Source organism: Kribbella sp. CA-294648, assembly GCF_050943845.1.
GTDB lineage: Bacteria > Actinomycetota > Actinomycetes > Propionibacteriales > Kribbellaceae > Kribbella.
The window spans coordinates 2,190,095-2,208,780 of record NZ_CP191981.1 but is presented as its reverse complement, the minus strand read 5'-3'; the positions used below and the strand labels follow the sequence as shown (position 1 = coordinate 2,208,780).

General features: G+C 69.0%; 17 protein-coding genes. 7 read left to right on the top strand and 10 right to left on the bottom strand.

Features of this window, described 5'->3' with window-relative positions; all coding sequences use genetic code 11:
• Nucleotides 1-14: 14 nt before the first annotated feature.
• Entirely contained in the window at nucleotides 15-956 is a 942-nt protein-coding gene (locus tag ACQPYM_RS10780) for an HAAS signaling domain-containing protein (protein WP_433018668.1), read from the bottom strand.
• Nucleotides 953-1,294 carry a PadR family transcriptional regulator gene (locus ACQPYM_RS10775; protein WP_433018665.1) on the bottom strand — a complete coding sequence of 114 codons (342 nt, stop codon included), beginning with the start codon at nucleotides 1,292-1,294 and terminating at the stop codon, nucleotides 953-955. Before ACQPYM_RS10775 ends, ACQPYM_RS10780 begins: the two co-directional genes overlap by 4 nt.
• 176 nt (nucleotides 1,295-1,470) lie before the next feature.
• On the opposite strand from ACQPYM_RS10775, the gene ACQPYM_RS10770 reads away from it, so the two are divergent.
• Entirely contained in the window at nucleotides 1,471-2,244 is a 774-nt protein-coding gene (locus ACQPYM_RS10770) for an SDR family NAD(P)-dependent oxidoreductase (protein ID WP_433018663.1), read from the top strand.
• Nucleotides 2,245-2,319: 75 nt separating this feature from the next.
• Nucleotides 2,320-2,898: a nicotinamidase gene (locus tag ACQPYM_RS10765; protein WP_433018660.1), complete on the top strand. Its 579-nt coding sequence runs from the start codon at nucleotides 2,320-2,322 to the stop codon at nucleotides 2,896-2,898.
• On the opposite strand, the gene ACQPYM_RS10760 is transcribed toward ACQPYM_RS10765, so the two are convergent.
• Nucleotides 2,891-3,580 (bottom strand): winged helix-turn-helix transcriptional regulator, encoded by a 690-nt coding sequence (locus ACQPYM_RS10760; RefSeq protein WP_433018657.1) that lies wholly within the window; start codon nucleotides 3,578-3,580, stop codon nucleotides 2,891-2,893. The two genes, ACQPYM_RS10765 and ACQPYM_RS10760, sit on opposite strands and share 8 nt — an antisense overlap.
• 114 nt (nucleotides 3,581-3,694) lie before the next feature.
• Here ACQPYM_RS10760 and ACQPYM_RS10755 point away from each other — a divergent pair, with 114 nt between their 5' ends.
• Complete coding sequence (locus ACQPYM_RS10755; protein ID WP_433018654.1) at nucleotides 3,695-4,552, top strand: class I SAM-dependent methyltransferase; 858 nt, start codon at nucleotides 3,695-3,697, stop codon at nucleotides 4,550-4,552.
• Nucleotides 4,553-4,598: 46 nt separating this feature from the next.
• On the opposite strand, the gene ACQPYM_RS10750 is transcribed toward ACQPYM_RS10755, so the two are convergent.
• A complete protein-coding gene (locus tag ACQPYM_RS10750; RefSeq protein ID WP_433018650.1) occupies nucleotides 4,599-6,482 on the bottom strand; it encodes a bifunctional metallophosphatase/5'-nucleotidase in 1,884 nt (627 codons plus the stop codon).
• A gap of 133 nt (nucleotides 6,483-6,615) precedes the next feature.
• On the opposite strand from ACQPYM_RS10750, the gene ACQPYM_RS10745 reads away from it, so the two are divergent.
• On the top strand, nucleotides 6,616-7,446 hold the full coding sequence (locus ACQPYM_RS10745) for a polysaccharide deacetylase family protein (protein WP_433018647.1): 831 nt from the start codon (nucleotides 6,616-6,618) through the stop codon (nucleotides 7,444-7,446).
• A gap of 1 nt (nucleotide 7,447) precedes the next feature.
• Here ACQPYM_RS10745 and ACQPYM_RS10740 read toward each other — a convergent pair whose 3' ends face one another.
• The 3 genes from ACQPYM_RS10740 to ACQPYM_RS10730 are packed head-to-tail and all read right to left on the bottom strand — an operon-like array spanning nucleotide 7,448 to nucleotide 9,941.
• Entirely contained in the window at nucleotides 7,448-8,050 is a 603-nt protein-coding gene (locus ACQPYM_RS10740) for a hypothetical protein (protein WP_433018644.1), read from the bottom strand.
• A 27-nt stretch (nucleotides 8,051-8,077) separates the two neighbouring features.
• The gene (locus tag ACQPYM_RS10735) at nucleotides 8,078-8,704 is read right to left on the bottom strand and encodes a hypothetical protein (protein ID WP_433018641.1); all 627 of its coding nucleotides are present in this window, start codon (nucleotides 8,702-8,704) and stop codon (nucleotides 8,078-8,080) included.
• Between the two features lie 46 nt (nucleotides 8,705-8,750).
• Nucleotides 8,751-9,941, bottom strand: coding sequence for a homogentisate 1,2-dioxygenase (locus tag ACQPYM_RS10730; RefSeq protein ID WP_433018638.1), 1,191 nt, complete (start codon nucleotides 9,939-9,941; stop codon nucleotides 8,751-8,753).
• A gap of 90 nt (nucleotides 9,942-10,031) precedes the next feature.
• Between ACQPYM_RS10730 and ACQPYM_RS10725 the strand changes: the two genes are divergently transcribed.
• The 3 genes from ACQPYM_RS10725 to ACQPYM_RS10715 all read left to right on the top strand — a co-directional run bounded on the left by ACQPYM_RS10725 (nucleotide 10,032) and on the right by ACQPYM_RS10715 (nucleotide 16,144).
• Nucleotides 10,032-10,883 (top strand): hypothetical protein, encoded by an 852-nt coding sequence (locus ACQPYM_RS10725; RefSeq protein ID WP_433018635.1) that lies wholly within the window; start codon nucleotides 10,032-10,034, stop codon nucleotides 10,881-10,883.
• The gene (gene fahA / locus ACQPYM_RS10720) at nucleotides 10,880-12,085 is read left to right on the top strand and encodes a fumarylacetoacetase (RefSeq protein ID WP_433018632.1); all 1,206 of its coding nucleotides are present in this window, start codon (nucleotides 10,880-10,882) and stop codon (nucleotides 12,083-12,085) included. Before ACQPYM_RS10725 ends, fahA begins: the two co-directional genes overlap by 4 nt.
• Before the next feature lie 288 nt (nucleotides 12,086-12,373).
• A complete protein-coding gene (locus tag ACQPYM_RS10715) occupies nucleotides 12,374-16,144 on the top strand; it encodes an endo-alpha-N-acetylgalactosaminidase family protein (RefSeq protein WP_433018629.1) in 3,771 nt (1,256 codons plus the stop codon).
• Between the two features lie 53 nt (nucleotides 16,145-16,197).
• Here ACQPYM_RS10715 and ACQPYM_RS10710 read toward each other — a convergent pair whose 3' ends face one another.
• The 3 genes from ACQPYM_RS10710 to cseB form a co-directional block, all read right to left on the bottom strand.
• Nucleotides 16,198-16,626 carry a hypothetical protein gene (locus ACQPYM_RS10710; RefSeq protein ID WP_433018626.1) on the bottom strand — a complete coding sequence of 143 codons (429 nt, stop codon included), beginning with the start codon at nucleotides 16,624-16,626 and terminating at the stop codon, nucleotides 16,198-16,200.
• A gap of 81 nt (nucleotides 16,627-16,707) precedes the next feature.
• Nucleotides 16,708-17,952: an ATP-binding protein gene (locus ACQPYM_RS10705; protein WP_433018623.1), complete on the bottom strand. Its 1,245-nt coding sequence runs from the start codon at nucleotides 17,950-17,952 to the stop codon at nucleotides 16,708-16,710.
• Nucleotides 17,953-17,985: 33 nt separating this feature from the next.
• Nucleotides 17,986-18,684, bottom strand: a complete 699-nt coding sequence (cseB, locus tag ACQPYM_RS10700; protein ID WP_433018620.1) for a two-component system response regulator CseB — start codon at nucleotides 18,682-18,684, stop codon at nucleotides 17,986-17,988.
• Nucleotides 18,685-18,686 lie beyond the last annotated feature (2 nt).

Below are 18,686 nucleotides of genomic sequence, written 5' to 3'. Positions count from 1 at the left end.
GTTCCCCGGACCCGTCAGGACCGGTCGCGGGCAGTCCGGACGCTGCTGACGATCTCGGAGCCGGCCACGAAGAGCACGATCACCGCTGCGCCCGTGTAGACGGCGTCGGGGGTGGTCCAGCCGTTGTTGAAGTCGGCCAGGAAGGCGGGGTTGAAGAACTTCTGCTGCCAGAGGATCCAGGCCAGCGGCAGGGCGTAGACGAGCTGGGCCACGGCGTACAGGGCGGCGTGGACCATGGTCCAGCTGCGGGTGGCGAAGCGGATCACGTCGAGCGTGGCGTTCGCGGCCAGGCCGGCCAGAATCGGCCAGATCCAGCCGGACCACAGGTCCGGGTCGAGCACCTCGATGCGGTCGTTGTCCGCCCGGTACGGCGCGGCGGTGTGCTGCCAGACGATCAGCGCGATCACCAGCGCGCTCCAGGCCACCGCCAGTGCTGCGCCGGAGTCTCGCTTGTCTGTCTGGCGCAGGTCGGGCAGGTCGTCCGGGGTCCAGTTGTCGACCATCGCGAGCTCGCGGTGCCGGGACCGGTCGATCAGGGCGAAGACGACCGTCAGCCAGGCGATCATCTGCGCGCCGACCGTGAGGACGCCGCCGATCGCGCTGCCGATCGCCGCGCCCACGTCATTGGTGTCCAGGACCTCGATCACCACCAGGACCGCGACGACCACGGGCAGCACGGTGGTCAGCAGCAGCTTGAGCAGCCGGATGTAGGCCGGGTAGAGGTCCGGGCCGATCAGCGCCAGCGGGCGGTCGGCGTACTTGGCGGCGAGCCGGATCGGGTCGCCCATCTCGATCAGCACCTCGCGCTCGGCAGCCGCCGGGTCGGCCGCATCCCGCGCGTCGGCGGTGTCGGCGATCGTGGTGCGCAGTTCGTCGGCCACGTCGGAGCGCTGGTCGGCCGGGATCCGCCGGACCACCTCGTGCACGTAGCGATCGGTCAGCGTGTTCCCGCTCATTGGTTCTCCTTGGTCAGTTGGGCGATCGAGGCGACGAGGTCTTCCCACTCGCGGACCAGGCCGGCTCGCACGTCAGAGCCCTCCGGGGTGACGCGGTAGAACTTCCGCGGCCGCGACTCGTCGGTGTTCCAGTCGCTGGTCAGCAGGCCCTGCTTCTCCAGCCGGCGCAGCAACGGGTACAGCGTGTTGCCGTCGACGGTGACGCCCGCGTCGTTCAGCGTCACCAGCAGGGCATAGCCGTACTGCGGCGCTTCGAGCAGGGCGAGACAGGCCAGCACGACCGTCCCGCGACGGAGCTCCTGGGCCTGACTGGAAATCAGTTCTTCGGCATCGGCCATGACCAACACTTTACAGTGCGCCACACACTATTGTCCAACGCCTATGTCAGTGCGCCGCGCACACCTGCGCGCCAACCACGTCCCTAGAACAGCAGAGTTGTGATGATGAAATTAGTCGGCTAAGTTCTTTGCTTAGTCGGCTAACAGAGTCGGCACTGTCGCGAGGAGAGCACGCTGTGGAGCTGGGACTGCAGGGCAAGCGGGTGCTGGTCACCGGAGCCTCGTCCGGGATCGGCCGGGAGGCCGCGCTGGCGTTCGCCCGGGAGGGCGCGCGGGTGGCGATCACCTACAACTCACGCAAGGACGCCGCCGACCGGGTGGCGGCGGAACTCACGGCGGCAGACGGCGAAGCGTTCGTAGTACCGATGGAGCTGTCGGCGCCGGAGTCGATCGCGGACGCCGTCGGGCAGACGGTCGAGCGGTTCGGCGGCCTGGACGTCCTGGTCGGCAACGCCGTGTTCTGGGGCGGAGCCTTCGATGACCGGCCGACCCGGATCGAGGACGCCAAGCCGGAGCAGTGGCTGCCGATCCTGCGGGCCAATCTGGAAGGCAACTTCCACCTTGTGCAGCAGGCCGCGCCGGCTCTGCGGAACTCCGACCAGGGCCGCATCGTGCTGGTCTCCACGGACCTGGCCGAGCGCGGTATGACCGGCTCCTGGGCCTACGGTTCGGCCAAAGCGGGGCTGCACGGGCTGGCGGCGAGCCTGCAGCACGACCTCGGCCAGGACGGCGTACTGGTCAACATCGTGATGCCCGGAATCACCCTCGAGAACGGCACGCACCGGGTCATCCCCGCCGAGGCGCTGAGTCAGCTCAGCAGCCGGTTCACGGCCGGGTTCCCCGAGGCCGCGGACGTCGCCGCGACCATCGTCTACCTCTGCTCGGCCCGGACCACCGCCACCCAGGCGGAGATCGTCCGGGTGAACGGCGGGACCGCGCGGGTGGCGTGAAAGCACGCGAACTTCACCGCTGACGGGCACCAGGGCTTGTACCGTGGGGTCAAGGACACCCAGAAGGAGTGTGTGATGACCCGGGCGCTGATCGTGGTCGATGTGCAGAACGACTTCTGCGAAGGGGGCAGCCTGGCCGTCAGCGGTGGGGCGGACGTGGCCTTCCGGATCGGTGAGCTGCTGCACCGGTGGCACGAGGCCGAGCCGGCGGACAAGCACTACACGTACGTCGTGGCGACCCGCGATCACCACATCGACCCCGGTGACCACTTCTCCGACACGCCCGACTTCGTCAACTCCTGGCCGCGGCACTGCGTGGCCGGCACCGACGGCGTCGGGTTCCACCCGAACCTCGACCCGCAGCCCTTCGACGCGATCTTCGACAAGGGCGAGTACGCCGCGGCGTACTCCGGGTTCGAGGGCAAGTGCCACGAGGACGGCAAGCCGCTGGCCGACTGGCTGCGGGACAAGGGCGTCACCCAGGTCGACGTCTGCGGCATCGCGACCGACTACTGCGTGCGCGCGACCGCCCTGGACGCGCACCGCGAAGGGTTCAGCACGACGGTCCTGACCGAGCTGACCGCGGGCGTTGCCCCGACCAGTACCGAACAAACCCTCACCGAGCTGCGCACGGCCGGCGTCACCCTCACCTGACTTCGGGCGCCATCCGCTCTTGCACGGCAGGGACGAACGGGCTCCAGAGGAACCACCCCGGCAGCATCCGGAGCAGCCTGGGTGACCCAGCGAGTACGACGGCGCCGTCCCTGCGCGCCTGATCCAAGGTGGTGATGCCGGAGAACACCCGCATCAGGTCCACCGGCTGGGTGGTGACCAGCACATCGCAGTCGAAGCCCGGATGGGTGGTGCACACCGAGGCTTCCTCCCGATCCAGGACCAGCCAGATCCGGGTCGGATCGTCGCCCCGGTAGTCGAACTCGACGGTGACCCGCTCGGCGGGTAGCTCGTGGTGGTCGACCCGCCGGGACATCCACCAGGTCAGCGTGATCGGGTCGACCTCGCGCGGCTGCGGCTCGGAGAACATCCAGCGCACCGCCCACTCGCCGATCGCCATGATGACGCCCTCGAGGTCACGACCGGCCGGCGTCAGCTGGTACTCGTGCCCGCGAGCGACCGGGACGCGCTCCAGCACGCCCTTGCGTTCCAGGTGGTGCAGCCGCTGCTTCAGGAGCGTGCGGGAGATCCCCGGCAGACCCCGGTCGATGTCGTTGAACCGCCGGCTGCCCAGCACCAGCTCGCGCACGATCAGTGGCGTCCACCGATCGGCCAGCACCTCGCTCGCCAGCGCCACCGGGCAGTACTGGCCGTAGTCTCGCACGCCCTCAGTGTGCGCCCGGTCCAGGATTTGTACCAGCAGGGTCCAGAACCTGTACTGGTCGCGTGTCGGCCGCCGGTGGTCCGCTGGAACCCTCATCACACCGAGGGGGAACCCATGACCACCACTTTCGATCCGATCGCGTTCAAGCAGACGACCCGCGCCCAGTGGGAAGAGGCCGCGGAGGCCTGGCACCGTTGGGGCCCCACCATCGAGGACTGGCTGGGCGAGGCGACCGATGCCATGCTCCGCGCGGCCGGCATCGGCAAGGGCGACCGCGTGCTCGACGTCGCCGCCGGAGCGGCCGGACAGACCCTCGCCGCGGCCCGACTCGCGGGACCCGGCGGCAAGGTGCTCGCCACCGACATCTCCCCCGCCATCCTCCGGTACGCCGCCCGCGCGGCGACCGACGCCGGGATCGAGACCGTCGAGACCCTGGAGGCCGACGGTGAGAACCTCTCCGCGCTAGCCGAAGGCGGGTACGACGCAGCGATCTCCCGGGTCGGCCTGATCTACTTCCCCGACCAGCAAGCCGCCCTCCAAGGCATCCGCCGGGCGTTGCGGCCGGGCGGGAAGTTCTCCGCGGTCGTCTACTCGACGCCGGACCGCAACGGCTTCTTCGCCATCCCGGTCGGCATCATCCGCCGCCGGGCGGAACTGCCGCCCCCGGTACCGGGTCAGCCCGGACCGTTCAGCCTCGGCGGACCCGGGGTCGCCGAGAAGGCCTTCACCGCGGCGGGCTTCCGCGACGTCACGGTGACAACCGTTCCGTCGCCGGTCCGTCTGAGCAGCGCCGCGGAGTGTGTCCGGTTCGAGCGGGACTCGTTCGGCGCGCTGCACCAGATGCTGTCCAAGCTGGACGACGACGCCAAGGCAGCCGCCTGGCAGGAGATCACTGAGCAACTGACGCAGTTCGAAGGCCCGGACGGGTTCGCCGGGCCGTGCGAGATGTTGGTTGTCACCGGCACCAACTGACCGGGGGGCAGGCTCCCCGGCCGCTTGGCGGGGAGCCTGACTGTGCTCAGGCCTTGACCACGACCGGCGTGCCGTTGGCCGTGAGGGACCAGTCGGTGGTGTGGAAGACGTTCGGGTTCACCTCGCCGGTGGTCGTGACGTAGTCGATCATCAGCTGGCGGATCTCGACCTGGCGGTTGTAGACGACCGGCGCGGTCTTGACGTGCGGGAAGTTGCCGCCGCCGGACTGCCGGTAGTTGTTCACGGCAACGACGAACTGCTGACCGGCGGCCACCGGAGCGCCGTCGTACGAGAGCGCCGTGATCCGCGAGCCGGCCGGCTTGGCGATGTCGATCTGGTAGACCAGCGGCTTGGTCAGGCCGCCCATGATGTCGTAGTTGTAGTCCGGCGTACCGGTCGGTGCGGTCGGCGTCGGGGCATTGGTGACCTGGTCGGGGGTGAACGGGCCCGGGCCGCTGACCTGCTTGAAGTAGACCGCGGAGTACTCGAGGTAGTCCTTGATCTGGGCGCCGGTCATGGTCACCCCGATCAGCGTGTTGTCAAAGATGTAGAGCCCGCCGACGTCGCGAACCGATACGTCACCGGCCGGGATCGCGGCCGACCGGTTGAAGGGTGCCGCGATCGCGAGCACCGGGAGCGAGGCCTGCGGCGTACCGGCGAGTGCTTTGCTGACCGCGTCGGCCTGGACGAAGTTCACGAAGTCGAGCGCGGCCGTGTCCTCCCAGGGCGCGGTCGCGGCGGACATCGCCTCCGTGCAGGTGCCGATCTTGGAGTTGACGTAGCCGACGACCTTGTCGTGGTCCTGCTGCAGGAGCTTGGTGACCTTGGGGTCGGCGGCGACGGTGTTGGCGTTGAGCACCTGGCCGTGCCGGCCGACGACCTTCCACCGGCCGCGGACCTTCTGCAGGTCCAGGTCGATCAGCGAGAGCCGCATGCCCCACTTGAGCGGCTCGGTCAGCAGGACCTGTTCGCCGGTGACCTTGTTGGTGACGAGTCGCTCGGGGATCTCCACGTGCGCGTGCCCGACCAGGACGGCGTCGATGCCGGGGACGGTCTCGGCCATCAGGACCGAGGCGTTCTCCGGGACCGGCAGCGCGTCGCCGTACGACGAGGACAGGTCCATGCCGGAGTGGGCGGACACCACCACCACGTCGGCGCCGGCCGCGCGGATCCGCGGTACCCAAACCTTCGCGAGCTCGACGATGCCGCCGAACTTGATCTTGTTCTCGACGTGCGCCTTGTCCCAGATCGCGGTGCCCGGGTTGGTCAGGCCGAGGATGCCGACGGTGATCGGCTTGTGGCCGGGCACGTGCACACGCTTGAGCACGTACGGCGGGAAGACGGGCAGGCCGGTGGCCCAGTCCTGGGCGTTGGCGCCGAGCAGCGGGAACCGCAGCTGCTGCTGGAACTTGCGCAGGATGTCGAGGCCGTAGTTGAACTCGTGGTTGCCGAGCGCTGCGGCGTCGTACCCGATCGCGTTCATCGCCGCGGCCATCGGGTGCACGTGCCCACCAGTGATCGGCTGGATCTTCGCGAAGTAGTAGGCCAGCGGGGTGCCCTGGATGGTGTCGCCGGCGTCGAGCATCAGCGGCGCCGGGGCGTGCCGGTCGGCGGCGATCCGGTCGCGGACCGCGCTGACCAGGGTGGAGATCTTGGCCAGGCCGATGTCGTTGTGCGCGCTGTCGTCGTACTCGGCGTTCTTGAAGTAGTCCCAGTTGAAGACGTTGCCGTGCAGGTCGGTGGTGCCCATCACGCTGAGCCGGACGGTTTTCGAGCCGCCGGCGTACGCCGGGGCCGCCTGGAAACCGGCCGCGGCCAGGGCTGTCGCGGCGGCGCCACCGATCACCGTTCGCCTGCCCATGGTCCGATCCACCACTCCGCCCGCCGGGCCTGCCGGCGTACCGGCCGTCGTCTGGTCGCTGTCCGTCATCGCTGTCGCCTCACGCGTCGTCTGGTTCTGGCTGGCGCGGGCCGTGGGTGTGGCCTGCCCCGGGTGCACGATACGTGCGACGCGCCGGAGGGTGGTGCGCGGATGGCCCCGTCGCCACGAGAGGATGCGGCCCATGACCTTGCCGCCCGGCAAACTTTTTCTGCTTGCCGCCCTCTTGTTCGTCGCCGCCCTGGCTCAAGCCGCGACACCGTCGGCACCGTCGAAGACGGGCGACCGCAACGTCGCAGCCGGGCCGGCTGGGCGGGCTCCGGCTACCGCGCGGGTTCCCGTTGCGGCGATCACGAAGCACAAGCTGACGACCGCGCGCCGGCCCGGCAGCGCCTCCAAAGCTCACCAGAGCCGCGCTAGGCAGGGTAGTCAGCGGACCGGTACGCCGGTCCGGGCGGACGACTGGACGCTGGGCAACGACGGCAAGGTGATCTACCTGACCTTCGACGACGGGCCGCAGCCGGAGTTCACGCCGAAGGTGCTGACAGTCCTGGCCCGGCACCACGCCAAGGCGACCTTCTTCGTGCTGGGGCGCGAGGCCGCGAAGTACCCGGACCTGATCGCGACCCTGCTCTCGCAAGGTCACACCCTCGGGAACCACACCTGGGATCACCCGCAGCTGACCAAGCTGCCCCCGGAGCGCATGCGGCAGGAGATCCTCAGCGGCGTGAAGTCGAAGTGCTTCCGGCCGCCGTACCGCGACACGAACGCGGCCGTGGCGGCGGTCGCGGCGGCGAACCACCAGCGCGAAGTGCTCTGGGACGTCGACACCAAGGACTGGGACAAGCCGGGCGCGGCCAAGATCGAGCGCCAGATCCTCCGCGGGGTCTTCCCCGGCGCCGTCGTCCTCCTCCACGACGGCGGCGGCGACCGCACCCAGACAGTCACCGCCCTGGACCGCGCCCTCACCCAACTGACAGCCCGCGGCTACACCTTCCGCGCCCTCCCCTGCTGACTTACCGAAGGACAGCTTGGCCCTGGGAGAAGTAGTGCACGGCCTGGGCGATCGCTTCGACGGGTTGGTCGAGTGAGGCGACGCCGTAGAAACCGGCCGGCTTGAGCCACTTGCTGGGGCGCAGGGCCGCCTTGGCGGTCGGCTGGTCGAGCCCCAGTACGCCGGGGCTGGTGGGCTCGACGCCTGGGTGGAGAACCACCTCGAGGACGGGCTGCCCGTACCGCCGCTCCACGCGCAATCCGCTCACCGCCGGCCAGGGCAGCACCACCGGGGCGGCAGCACCCTCGACACCGAGTTCCAGCGCCGCCGGAGTCATCCGCATCGCGTACGGCGGCAGCGCGGCGCCGTCGTACCAGCGCTTGAGCTCCTCGCTCATCGTCATCGCCTTGAGCGTCGGCACGGCGGTGATCAGCATCGAGACGACCATCAGCAGTCCGAACGGCCAGTACTGCCCGAGCATGATCGCCAGCGTGATCCCGAGGCCCGCCCCGACCGCCGCCAGCAACAGCACCACGCTGCCGCCGATCATCCGCGTCCGGCGCACCGCGGCGCGCCGCCGCAGTACCTCCTGCTGGTCGAGACCCACCGTGAAGCTCTCGTTCATGTTCAGAGCGTGACAGCCCCGGGGGTCTCAGGTGAGGATCGACGCCTTGCCCGCGGAGAAGTGCTTCAGGGCCTGGTCGATCACGTGGACCGGCTGGTCGAGGGCTTTCACCAGGTAGAGGCCGGTCGGTTTGAGCAGCGGGCTCGGCTTGACGACAGCCCGGACCGCCGGCTGGTCAAGACCCCGTACTCCGGCGGTGGTCGCACCGATGCCGGGAGCAAGCTTCAGCTCGAGCACGAACTGCCCGAAGCTCTTCACCTGCTTGAACCCGTGCACCGTCCCCCACGGCAGGATCACCGGGTAGGCGGCGCCCTCACAGGCCAGCTCCAGCCCCTTCGGCGACATCCGCATCGCCACCGGCGGCAGTTCGTTGGCCGCCACCCATCGCCGTCGTTCACTGTCTAGCTTCAGCGCCTGCAGAGTACTCAGGACCAGCGGGATCATTGCCGCGATCAACAACAACGCAAACGGCCAGAGCCCTGCGCCGCGAAAGGCGAGCAGCGCATAAACCGCGCCGACGATGCCCAGGGCCCCGATCACCAGGGTCACCCACGCACCCCGCCGCTGCCCCTTGCTGACCACAACCCGTCGCTGCGCCACAACCTCCCGATCAACGCCCACCACAAACGACTGCACCGGACCCTGATCGCTCATCCCCCCACCCTCTCAGGCGCAGGGTCCGTCCGCCCACCGACACCTACTACTGACGCCGCCCCGCCCAGGTCCAGGCGTAGACGCCGTCGTCGACTGCCGCGCCGCCTTCGCCGAGCTCCAGGGGACGGAAGGTGTCAACCATGACTGCCAGCTCCTCGAAGGACTCCGCGCCCAGGGAGGCCTCGATGGCCGACGGCTGCGGTCCGTGAGCGTAGCCACCCGGGTGGAGCGAGATCGAGCCCAGCCCGATCCCGCTGCCCTTGCGGGCCTCGTAGTCGCCGCCGCAGTAGAACATCACCTCGTCGGAGTCGACGTTCGAGTGGTAGTAGGGCACCGGCACCGAGAGCGGGTGGTAGTCGACCTTGCGGGGGACGAAGTTGCAGACGACGAAGTTGTTCGCCTCGAAGACCTGGTGGACCGGTGGCGGCTGGTGGATGCGGCCGGTGATCGGCTCGAAGTCGCTCACGTTGAAGGTGTAGGGGTAGAGGCACCCGTCCCAGCCGACCACGTCGAAGGGATGCGTCGCGTACGTCATCCGGCTGCCCACGATCCCCCCGGCGCCGTTGCCGCGGTGCTTCACCAGCACCTCGACGTCGTTGCCTTCCACAACGAACACGTCCCCCGGAGTCTTCAGGTCGCGTTCGCAGTACGGCGCGTGTTCGAGGAACTGCCCGAACCGGCTCAGGTACCGCTTGGGCGGCGCGATGTGGCTGTTCGCCTCGATGCAGTACGCCTGGACGCCCTCCGCGCTGGGCAGCCAGCGATGGGTGGTGGCCCGCGGGATGATCACGTAGTCACCCTCGACCGCCTCCAGCACTCCGAAGACGGTCTCCACGGTCGCCGAGCCACGCTCGATGTAGACGCACTCGTCCCCGATGGCGTTGCGGTAGTACGGCGAGATGCCGGCCGCGACGACGTACGAGATCCGGACGTCGCCGTTGCCCAGGACCAGCCGGCGGTGCTCGACGACGTTGTGGCCCTCGCCGGACTCGAACAGGTCGTGCAGCTTCAGGTGCCGTGGCGTCAGCGGATGGTTCGGCGTGGTCGACAGGTCCGGAAGCTCCCAGATCCGCGAGTCGACGATCGCCGACGGCACGCCCGAGTGGTAGAGCAGTGACGAGTCCGACGAGAACCCCTCCTCGCCCATCAGCTCCTCGTAGTACAACCCACCGTCCGGTTTGCGGAACTGGGTGTGCCGCTTCGGCGGGATCTCGCCAACCTGCCGGTAGAACGCCATGACTCCTTCTTCCCGGTGTGCATTTCTTGTAGGGTCCGTTTATCGGACACTTCCGTCCGCTTACCGAAAGCATCCGTTAGGCTCGGACCCATGTCAACCATCCCTGCCCTGTTCCGGCACCTGGTCGACGACGCGGCGATGTTCCCGCCCGGCGACCTCCCCCTGGTCGATGCCGTTGCCGCGCACCGCGAGCACCGGCGTTCGGCGTACGCCGACCTGGTCGGCCCACTCATCTGCACCGACGACAACCTGATGAAGGTCGCCGCCGAGGCCGCCAAGGGCGAGACACCGCTCGAGGTCGCCGTCGTGATCACCGGCGGCGCCGGCGGGATCGAGCCGGTCGTCCGGTACGGCGATCGCTCGGCCGACGTCGTGGTCACGGCGATCGAGGTCCGGCTGCGCGACGAGGACGACCTGTCCCGCAACGCGCTCCGCGTCGTCCGGGTCTGTGACGACTGCCTCGACGAGGAGAACGCTTTCGTCGAGATCGGCCTGGACGGCGCCTGGGAGCGGGCACTCGACGTCGTCGCCGACGCCGGGTACGCCGCCAAGCTGCGCACCGGCGGCCTCGACGCCACCCTGTTCCCGACCTCGGACCAGGTCGCCGCCTTCATCACCGCGTGCCTCGACCGCGAGGTGGCGTTCAAGTGCACGGCGGGCCTGCACAACGCCCTTCGGCACACCGCCGCCGAGACGGGGTTCGAGCACCACGGCTTCCTCAACGTCCTGCTCGCCACCCGCGCCTCGCTCGACGGCGCCGCCCACGACGAGCTGATCGCGGTACTGGAGAACCGGGGCGGCGAGAGTCTCGCCGCGTCCGCCGCGGCGCTGTCCGAGGAACAGGCCGCCGGTACGCGCCGGTGGTTCACCTCGTTCGGATCCTGCAGTATCGACGAGCCCCGCCACGACCTGACCGCACTGAACCTGTTGGAGCCCCAGTGACCTGGATCGACATCCCCGCGAACTCCCCGTTCGGGCCGGACAACCTGCCGCTGGGGATCTTCCGGCGCGACGGCGAGCAGCCGCGGATGGGCGCGGCGATCGGCGACCTGGTCATCGACCTCAGCGCGGTCGCCTCGGCGCGGCCGCTGGACGGGTCGCAAACGTTCGCCGAGCCCACGCTGAACGCCTTCCTCGCGCTCGGCCGGCCGGCCTGGCGCGCGACCCGGGAGTGGCTGCTCGAGCTGGTCCGCGACGAGAGCAACCGGGACGCCGTCGAGCCGCACCTGCTCCCGCAGTCCTCACTGACCATGGAACTGCCGTTCGAGGTGGCCGACTACGTCGACTTCTACGCCTCGGAGCAGCACGCCACGAACCTCGGCCGGCTGTTCCGCCCCGACTCGGAACCGCTGCTCCCGAACTGGAAACACCTCCCGGTCGGCTATCACGGCCGGGCCGGCACAGTGGTTGCCAGCGGCACCGACATCATCCGGCCGAGCGGTCAGCGCAAGGCGCCCACCGAGACGGCACCGACGTACGGTCCGTCGCAGCGGCTGGACATCGAGGTGGAGCTCGGCTTCGTCGTCGGCAGCCCGTCGAAGCTCGGCGAGCCGGTCTCCGTCGAGGCCTTCAAGGACCACGTGTACGGCGTGGTGGTGGTCAACGACTGGTCAGCGAGAGACCTGCAGGCGTGGGAGTACGTGCCCCTCGGGCCGTTCCTGGGCAAGTCGTTCGCCACCTCGATCTCGCCCTGGGTCGTCTCGCTCGAGGCGCTCGAAGACGCCACCGTCCCGCTCCCGCGGCAGGAGCCAGCCGTCCTGCCGTACCTGGCGAGCGACTCGCTGGCGAACTACGACATCACCTTCGAGGTGTACTGGAACGGCGAGCTGGTGAGCAGCCCGCCGTACCAGGACATGTACTGGTCGCCGGCCCAGATGCTCGCTCACCTGTCCGTGAACGGCGCCTCCGTGCGGACCGGAGACTTGTTTGCCTCCGGCACCGTTTCGGGTGCGGAGAAGGACCAGCGCGGCTCCTTCATCGAGCTGAGCTGGGGCGGTCGCGAGCCGATCAGGGTGAAGGGCGAGGAACGCACCTTCCTGCAGGACGGCGACGAGGTCACCATCACCGCCACCGCGACCACCCGCACCGGCACGAAGCTCGGCCTCGGCTCCGTCACCGGCCGCATCCTCCCAGCCGCCTCCTGACCACCGCCCCTGCGGGGCCGGACCGCCCCCACTCACAAACCCGTCTTCTGCAGTCCCAGCCGCCCTCACCCACGCCTGGCCGAGACCGGCCAGGCGTGGTTTGTGAGTGGGAGCGGTCCGGGACCCGCCGCCGACGCCGACGAACCGGCCGCCACCGCGAGCCTCTCGGCGGTCAAAGCGAGTTTAAACGTTCAGCAATCTTGTTCATTAGTGTTTGTTTCTCTTGACTTCTTGCGGTTGCGTACACAGAATCCGTCAGACAGTGACCCGCCCGTCAGGAGTCGTCCCGTGTCTCGACCTGTAATTCCGTCCCTGGCCGCCGCTGCGCTGGCGGCCGGCCTGCTCGTCGCCCTCCCACCCACCGCGGCCACCGCCGGCCCCGCGGCGACGGACCTCACGCTCACCTCCCCCGAGCTGACCGTGACCGTCGCCGCCGACTTCCCCCGCGTCATCCGGTACGCCGACAACGCGTCCGGCCGGTCGCTCGGCGGTCAGCCCGACGCGATCTCGACCGTCACCGTCAACGGGGTCGCCCGGGCTGCCCGGCTGACCGGACCGCCGACGGTCACCACCGGCAGAGCGCAGTACCGGCTGGCCTTCGATGCGTTGCCCGGCGTCGAACTGGATGCCAGTCTCGCGCTGAGCGGCCGGGTGACGACCTTCAGCATCGACGCGGTCCGCGATACCGAGGCTTCCCGGGTCCGGACGATCGACATCCCCGACCATGACCTGGTCTCCGTCGCGAGCACCGATCCGGGCGCCACCACGGCCTTCACCACGCTCGACCCGGACTCCACCCGGACCGCCGACAAGATCACGCCCGTCACCGCAGCCACCGCCGCCGAGCCGGCCGCCACCGGCGCGACGTACGCGTTCGTGAACACCAGTGGCCTCGCCGCGGGCATCGAGTCGAACTCGGTGTACGACAAGCCGTCGGGCCAGTCCGTCGACGACGGCGCCCGGCTCTGGCACCGGGCCCGCAAGGCGGCCGACGGGACCAGCCGGGTCGGTGTCTGGAGCGGTCAGTGGACCTATCGCGCCGACACCTCGCCGTACACCGAGCCGTTGCCGTGGGCAAAGGTCGTCGTGACGCCCGACGCCAACGACGACAAGACCGTCGACTGGCAGGACGGCGCGATCGCGTTCCGCTCGATCATGACCGAGCCCAAGGGCGGCGACCAGGTCAAGAACCGGGTGGTGACCCACATCCCGTTCAACTTCGCCAGCCAGGCCACCCATCCGTTCCTGCGCACGCTCGACGACGTCAAGCGGATCTCGCTGGCGACCGACGGTCTCGGGCAGATGGCGCTGCTGAAGGGGTACGGCTCGGAGGGCCACGACTCAGCCCACCCGGACTACGGCGGCAACTACAACCAGCGGGCCGGCGGTCTCACCGACCTCAACACGCTGCTGAAGAAGGGCAAGGACTACAACGCCTCGTTCGGCGTGCACGTGAACGCGACCGAGTCCTACCCGGAGGCACGAGCCTTCAGCGAGGAACTGGTCGACAAGTCCGCCAAGGGCTGGAACTGGCTGAACCAGAGCTATTACATCAAGCAGCGTCCGGACCTTGCCTCCGGCAGCATCGTCAAGCGCTTCCAGCAACTGCGCGACGAGACCGACCCGAACCTGAAAGAGCTCTACATCGACGTGTACTACCAGTCCGGCTGGCTGGCGGACGGTCTGACCCGGCAACTGGCCGACCAGGGCTGGCAGATCGGTACCGAGTGGGCCGACCGGCACGAGCGCACCTCGCTGTGGTCGCACTGGGCCAACGACCTCGACTACGGCGGCGCCACCAACAAGGGCCTGAACTCGAACATCATCCGGTTCGTCCGCAACCACGAGAAGGACGTCTGGAACAACCACCCGATTCTCGGCCAGACCTCGCTCGTCGAGTTCGAGGGCTGGACCGGAGAGACCGACTGGAACACCTTCTACGCCAACATCTGGCAGCGCAACCTGCCGACCAAGTTCCTCCAGCAGCAGCAGATCCTCGACTGGAACAGCAACGAGATCACCTTCGCCGGTGGCGTCCGCGGCACCGTTGCCAACGGCAAGCGAAGCCTCAGCGTCGGCACCGCCAAGGTGCTCGATGGCGACAAGTACCTGCTGCCGTGGGACGGCGACAAGAAGCTCTACCACTACAACCCGGCCGGCGGCGCGACCACCTGGAAGGTCCCGGCAGGCTTCAGCACGGACCGCTTCACCGTCTACAAGCTGACCGACACCGGCCGCGTCAGGATCGGTACTGCGCCCGTCCGCAACGGCAACGTCACGCTGGCAGCCAACCCAGGTCAGCCTTACGTCCTGTACCCCGAGCAGGCACCGCGTCTCGCGGACCCGCGGTGGGGCGAGGGCAGCCACCTGGAGGACCCCGGCTTCAACGCCGGCAACCTGAACCCCTGGGACCCGGCCGGCAACGCCTCGATCGCCACCCTCGCGAACGGCCAGCATGTCGCGGAACTCGGATCGGACCACACCACGCTCCAGCAGCGGATCCGCGGCCTCGTCCCCGGCCGCACGTACAGCGCCTCCGCGTGGATCGAGGTCGAGCCGGGCAAGTCCCGCAAGACCACGCTCGACGTCAACGGCACCTCGGTGACCGTCGACCGGTCCACCGCGATGAACCGGGTGGCGGCCGACGACAAGCACGGCCTGTACTACCAGCGGGCGCGGGTCATCTTCGAGGCCAAGGGCATCACGGCCGACCTGACCCTGAAGGCGGTCAGCGGCGCGGCCCGGGTTCGCATCGACGATGTCCGGGTGGTGGAGACCAAGCGTCCGGCCGCCGGGCTGGTCGAGGACTTCGAGAACGTCGACCAGGGCTGGGGCCCGTTCGTGAAGGGCGACGCCGGCGGCACGAACGACCCCCGGACCGTGCTGGCCAGGAAGCACGCTCCGTACACCCAGGCGGGCTGGAACGGGAAGCTCGTGGACGACGTACTCGACGGCGAGTGGTCGTTGAAGTCGCACGAGGAGAACCAGGGACTCGTCTACCGGACCATCCCGGCCACCGTGCCCTTCACTCCGGGTCACAAGTACAAGGTCAGCTTCGACTACGAGAACGGCGTGGCCGGGCAATACAGCTGGGTGCAGGGCGTTGACCGGCCGGCGTCGGTGGAGGTGAAGGCGACACCGATCGGTGCGCAGCGCACCAAGGCGACGTTCAGCCAGGAGTTCGTGGCCGGCTGCGGAGGCGACTACTGGGTCGGCCTGCGCAAGCACTCGTCAGGCGGCGACCAGGCCGACTTCGTGCTGGACAACTTCGCGGTCACCGATCTGGGTGCCACCAGCGACGCAGCCGACTGTACTTCGCTGAGTCTGGCCGGAGCCGGCCTCAACGGCATGGTCTCCGGTGAGCCGAACACAGTCGTCACCACCTTCACCAACAACGATGTGGTTGCCGTCGACAACATCACGCTGGCACTCACCGCTCCGGCCGGCTGGGCGGTCGAGGCAACCACTCCGGCGACGCACGCGACGGTTGCCGCTGGCACTAATGTCTCGACTACCTGGTCGGTCACTCCGCCTGCCGGGACGCCAGCGGGCAAGTACGTGCTCTCGGCAACCGGTGGGCAGGCAACCACTTCGGCCGAGGCGACCTTGTTGCCACCGGGCATCGTTCCGCAGTCCAGGATCAAGGTGGTCGACGTCAGCAGCGAGGACCCGGCCACCGACGGGCCCGCCACCGCTGCGCTGGACGGAAACCCCAGCACCCTTTGGCATTCCGCCTGGTCCCAGGCGCCGACGCCGGCGACCTATCCGCACCACATCACGCTCGACCTCGGGACGACGTACCAGGTGAACGGGTTCAGCTATCTGCCGCGGCAGAGTGGGACGAACGGGATGTTCAAGGGGTACGAGGTCTACGTCAGCGCCGACGGGCAGACCTGGGGTACGCCGGTGAAGACCGGCGAGTTCCCCAACTCCCGCGACACCCAGCGGCTGGACTTCACCGCGAAGGCGGGCCGGTACGTCAAGTTCGTCGGTACCAGCTCACTGAACGGGGCGGTCTTCGGTGCGGCGGCCGAGCTGAACGTCTACGGAACGCGTTAGCACAAAGGAAAAGCGGCGCCATCTCCCCCGAGGATGGCGCCGCTTTTGTTTGCTCACTTGACGACGGTGACCGAGACGGCAGGGCTGGCGGCCTTGGCCGTCACGACGCGGAACTTGTTGACGCCGAGGCGGCCGCTCTGCACCCACACCGAGTAGGTCGCCTTGCTGGTCACCTTGGTGGTGGCGGGGAAGTTGACCCACTTGCCGCTCTGCAGGCGCTGGACCTGGACGACCGAGTTCGCGGCGATGCCGGTGGTCTTGCCGGAGAACGACACCTTGGCCCAGGCCTTCGCGGTGGTCTTGTCCGACTTGATCGTGATCGACGGCTTCGCGGCGACATCCGTGCTGGTGCTGGTGATCCGGGTGGTGTCCGGTGTCGCGGTGGCCTGCAGAGCGCCGGCCACGCCGATCCCGGCGGCGGCCAGAGCGATCCCGGCGACCACGGCGAACGGACGACGAACGGCCTGAGAGCGAGTGCGCATGGTGGTGATTTCCCCTCGTAGGTATGGGGTTCTGGTGAACCCGACACCTGTGGAGACGCCCCGGCCGTGGGAAAGGTTGTGTTACGACTCCGTCTCAGGACTGTCCGGCAGCACCAGCCGGGCGCACGCACCGCCGCCAGGAGAGGTGCCGAAGGTGAGCTCGGCGCCGAGAACCTTGGCGTGTCCAGCGGCGATGGTCAGGCCGAGGCCGTGGCCGACGCCGCGCTCGGCCATCCCGGAACGGAACCGACGGGGGCCTTCGGCAATCAATTCCTCGGGATAACCGTTGCCGTGGTCCACCACCTCGATGGTCCGGCCCCGCACGGTGACCTCGATCGGTGGCCGGCCGTGCCGCAGGCCGTTGACGATCAGGTTCGCCAGGATGCGTTCGATCCGTCGGGAGTCGGTGGACACCGTCTCCTCCGGGCCGCACCGGTGCACCACGACACTGTCCGGCGCCAGCGACTGCTGCATCCGCAACCGGCCGACGGCGGACCCCACGAACGCGCCGAGCCCGACATGCTCCAGATCCGCCTGCTCGACACCGGAGTCGAACCGGGCGATCTCGAGCAGGTCCTCGACCAGTCGCCGCAGTACCTTGGCCCGGTCGCGCACGAGCTCACTCGGACGACCGGGCGGCAACAACTCGGCGGCGGTCAGCAGGCCGGTGACCGGCGTACGGAGGTCGTGGGCGACGTCCGCGGTGAATCTTCGCTCCGCTTCGAGTTGGCCGCGCAGCGAACTGGCCATCGTGTCCAGGGCGGTGGCCAGTGCCTGGACCTCGTCCTTGCCCTTGCCCGCGGCGCCCGCGGCCGAGGCATCGAGATCCCCCGCGGCGATGCGGCGCGCAGTACCGGCGACTGCGACGATCCGGCGGGAGAGGCTGCCGGCCGCGATCACGCTGCCCAGGGCGACCAGGGCAACCGTGCCGATACCGCCCAGGATCAGCGCCCGGCGCAACGCGGCCATCGACGGGTCGTCGACGTCGTAGTCCTGCACGATCGACAGGATCTGGCCATCCTTGACGCCGACGGCCGCCCACATCTTGGCGTTCGGCGAGCCGGTCTTGAAGGTGGCCCGCTTGCCACCCATCACGGCTTCCCGCAGCTGCGGCGGCAGATCCGGATCGTCCAGCCGCGACCCGAACACCGGTACGTCGCTGCGGTCGTAGCTCTCCGCGGCCAGCTGGATCCGCTCGTCGGCGAAACTCCGCGTCCGGTCCAGCCGGGCCGACTGGGCCTGGGTGTAGACCGCGACGCAGAGCACCAGGATCGCGAGTGACGACAGCAGAACGAAGATCAGGCCGAGCTTGCTGCGAAGACCCATCAGAGGCCTCCATGGGGGGCGGAAGGCATCGTGCTAGGCCCGCAGCTTGTATCCGAATCCGCGCACGGTTTCGATCCGGTCCGCGCCGATCTTCGTCCGCAGGCGTTGCAGGTGGACGTCGACCAGCCGGCCGTCGCCGCCCCACTCGTAGTCCCAGACGCGTTGCAGCAGGGTGGACCTGCTCAGCACGACGCCCGGGTTGTTGGCGAACTCGATCAGCAGCTTCAGCTCGGTCGGGGTGAGCTGGACGGTGTTACCGCCACGCCGTACCTCGAGAGCCTCGCGATCCAGCTCCAGGTCGCCGAACGACTCGACGCTCGAGCCCGTCGCCGGCGCGGGCCGCTCCGGATCGGCCACGGCGCGCCGCATCACCGCGCGCAGCCGGGCCACCAGCACCTGGGTGTCGAACGGCTTGGTGACGTAGTCGTCCGCGCCGGCCTCCAGCCCGAGGACGACGTCCAGCGCGTCACCGCGGGCCGAGACCATCACGATCGGCACCGTGCTGGACTCCCGGATCCGCCGGCACACGGAGATGCCGTCCAGTCCGGGCAGCATGATGTCGAGCATCACCGCGTCCGGATGGATCTTCTCGAAACGTTCGATCGCCTCCAGGCCGTCCTCGGCCGTCGTGACGTCGTACCCATGGCGTTCGAGGGTCAACTGGGTCGCCTCACGGATCACCGCGTCGTCCTCGACCATCAGGATGCGCGCTGCCGGTTCTTCCGGTACCACCG

Bases quoted from the DNA above. Each gene is read 5' to 3' on its own strand.
- ACQPYM_RS10780 (WP_433018668.1), bottom strand. From the start codon at position 956: ATGAGCGGGAACACGCTGACCGATCGCTACGTGCACGAGGTGGTCCGG.
- ACQPYM_RS10775 (WP_433018665.1), bottom strand. From the start codon at position 1,294: ATGGCCGATGCCGAAGAACTGATTTCCAGTCAGGCCCAGGAGCTCCGT.
- ACQPYM_RS10765 (WP_433018660.1), top strand. From the start codon at position 2,320: ATGACCCGGGCGCTGATCGTGGTCGATGTGCAGAACGACTTCTGCGAA.
- ACQPYM_RS10755 (WP_433018654.1), top strand. From the start codon at position 3,695: ATGACCACCACTTTCGATCCGATCGCGTTCAAGCAGACGACCCGCGCC.
- ACQPYM_RS10750 (WP_433018650.1), bottom strand. From the start codon at position 6,482: ATGACGGACAGCGACCAGACGACGGCCGGTACGCCGGCAGGCCCGGCG.
- ACQPYM_RS10745 (WP_433018647.1), top strand. From the start codon at position 6,616: ATGACCTTGCCGCCCGGCAAACTTTTTCTGCTTGCCGCCCTCTTGTTC.
- ACQPYM_RS10740 (WP_433018644.1), bottom strand. From the start codon at position 8,050: ATGAACGAGAGCTTCACGGTGGGTCTCGACCAGCAGGAGGTACTGCGG.
- ACQPYM_RS10735 (WP_433018641.1), bottom strand. From the start codon at position 8,704: ATGAGCGATCAGGGTCCGGTGCAGTCGTTTGTGGTGGGCGTTGATCGG.
- ACQPYM_RS10730 (WP_433018638.1), bottom strand. From the start codon at position 9,941: ATGGCGTTCTACCGGCAGGTTGGCGAGATCCCGCCGAAGCGGCACACC.
- ACQPYM_RS10725 (WP_433018635.1), top strand. From the start codon at position 10,032: ATGTCAACCATCCCTGCCCTGTTCCGGCACCTGGTCGACGACGCGGCG.
- ACQPYM_RS10710 (WP_433018626.1), bottom strand. From the start codon at position 16,626: ATGCGCACTCGCTCTCAGGCCGTTCGTCGTCCGTTCGCCGTGGTCGCC.
- ACQPYM_RS10705 (WP_433018623.1), bottom strand. From the start codon at position 17,952: ATGGGTCTTCGCAGCAAGCTCGGCCTGATCTTCGTTCTGCTGTCGTCA.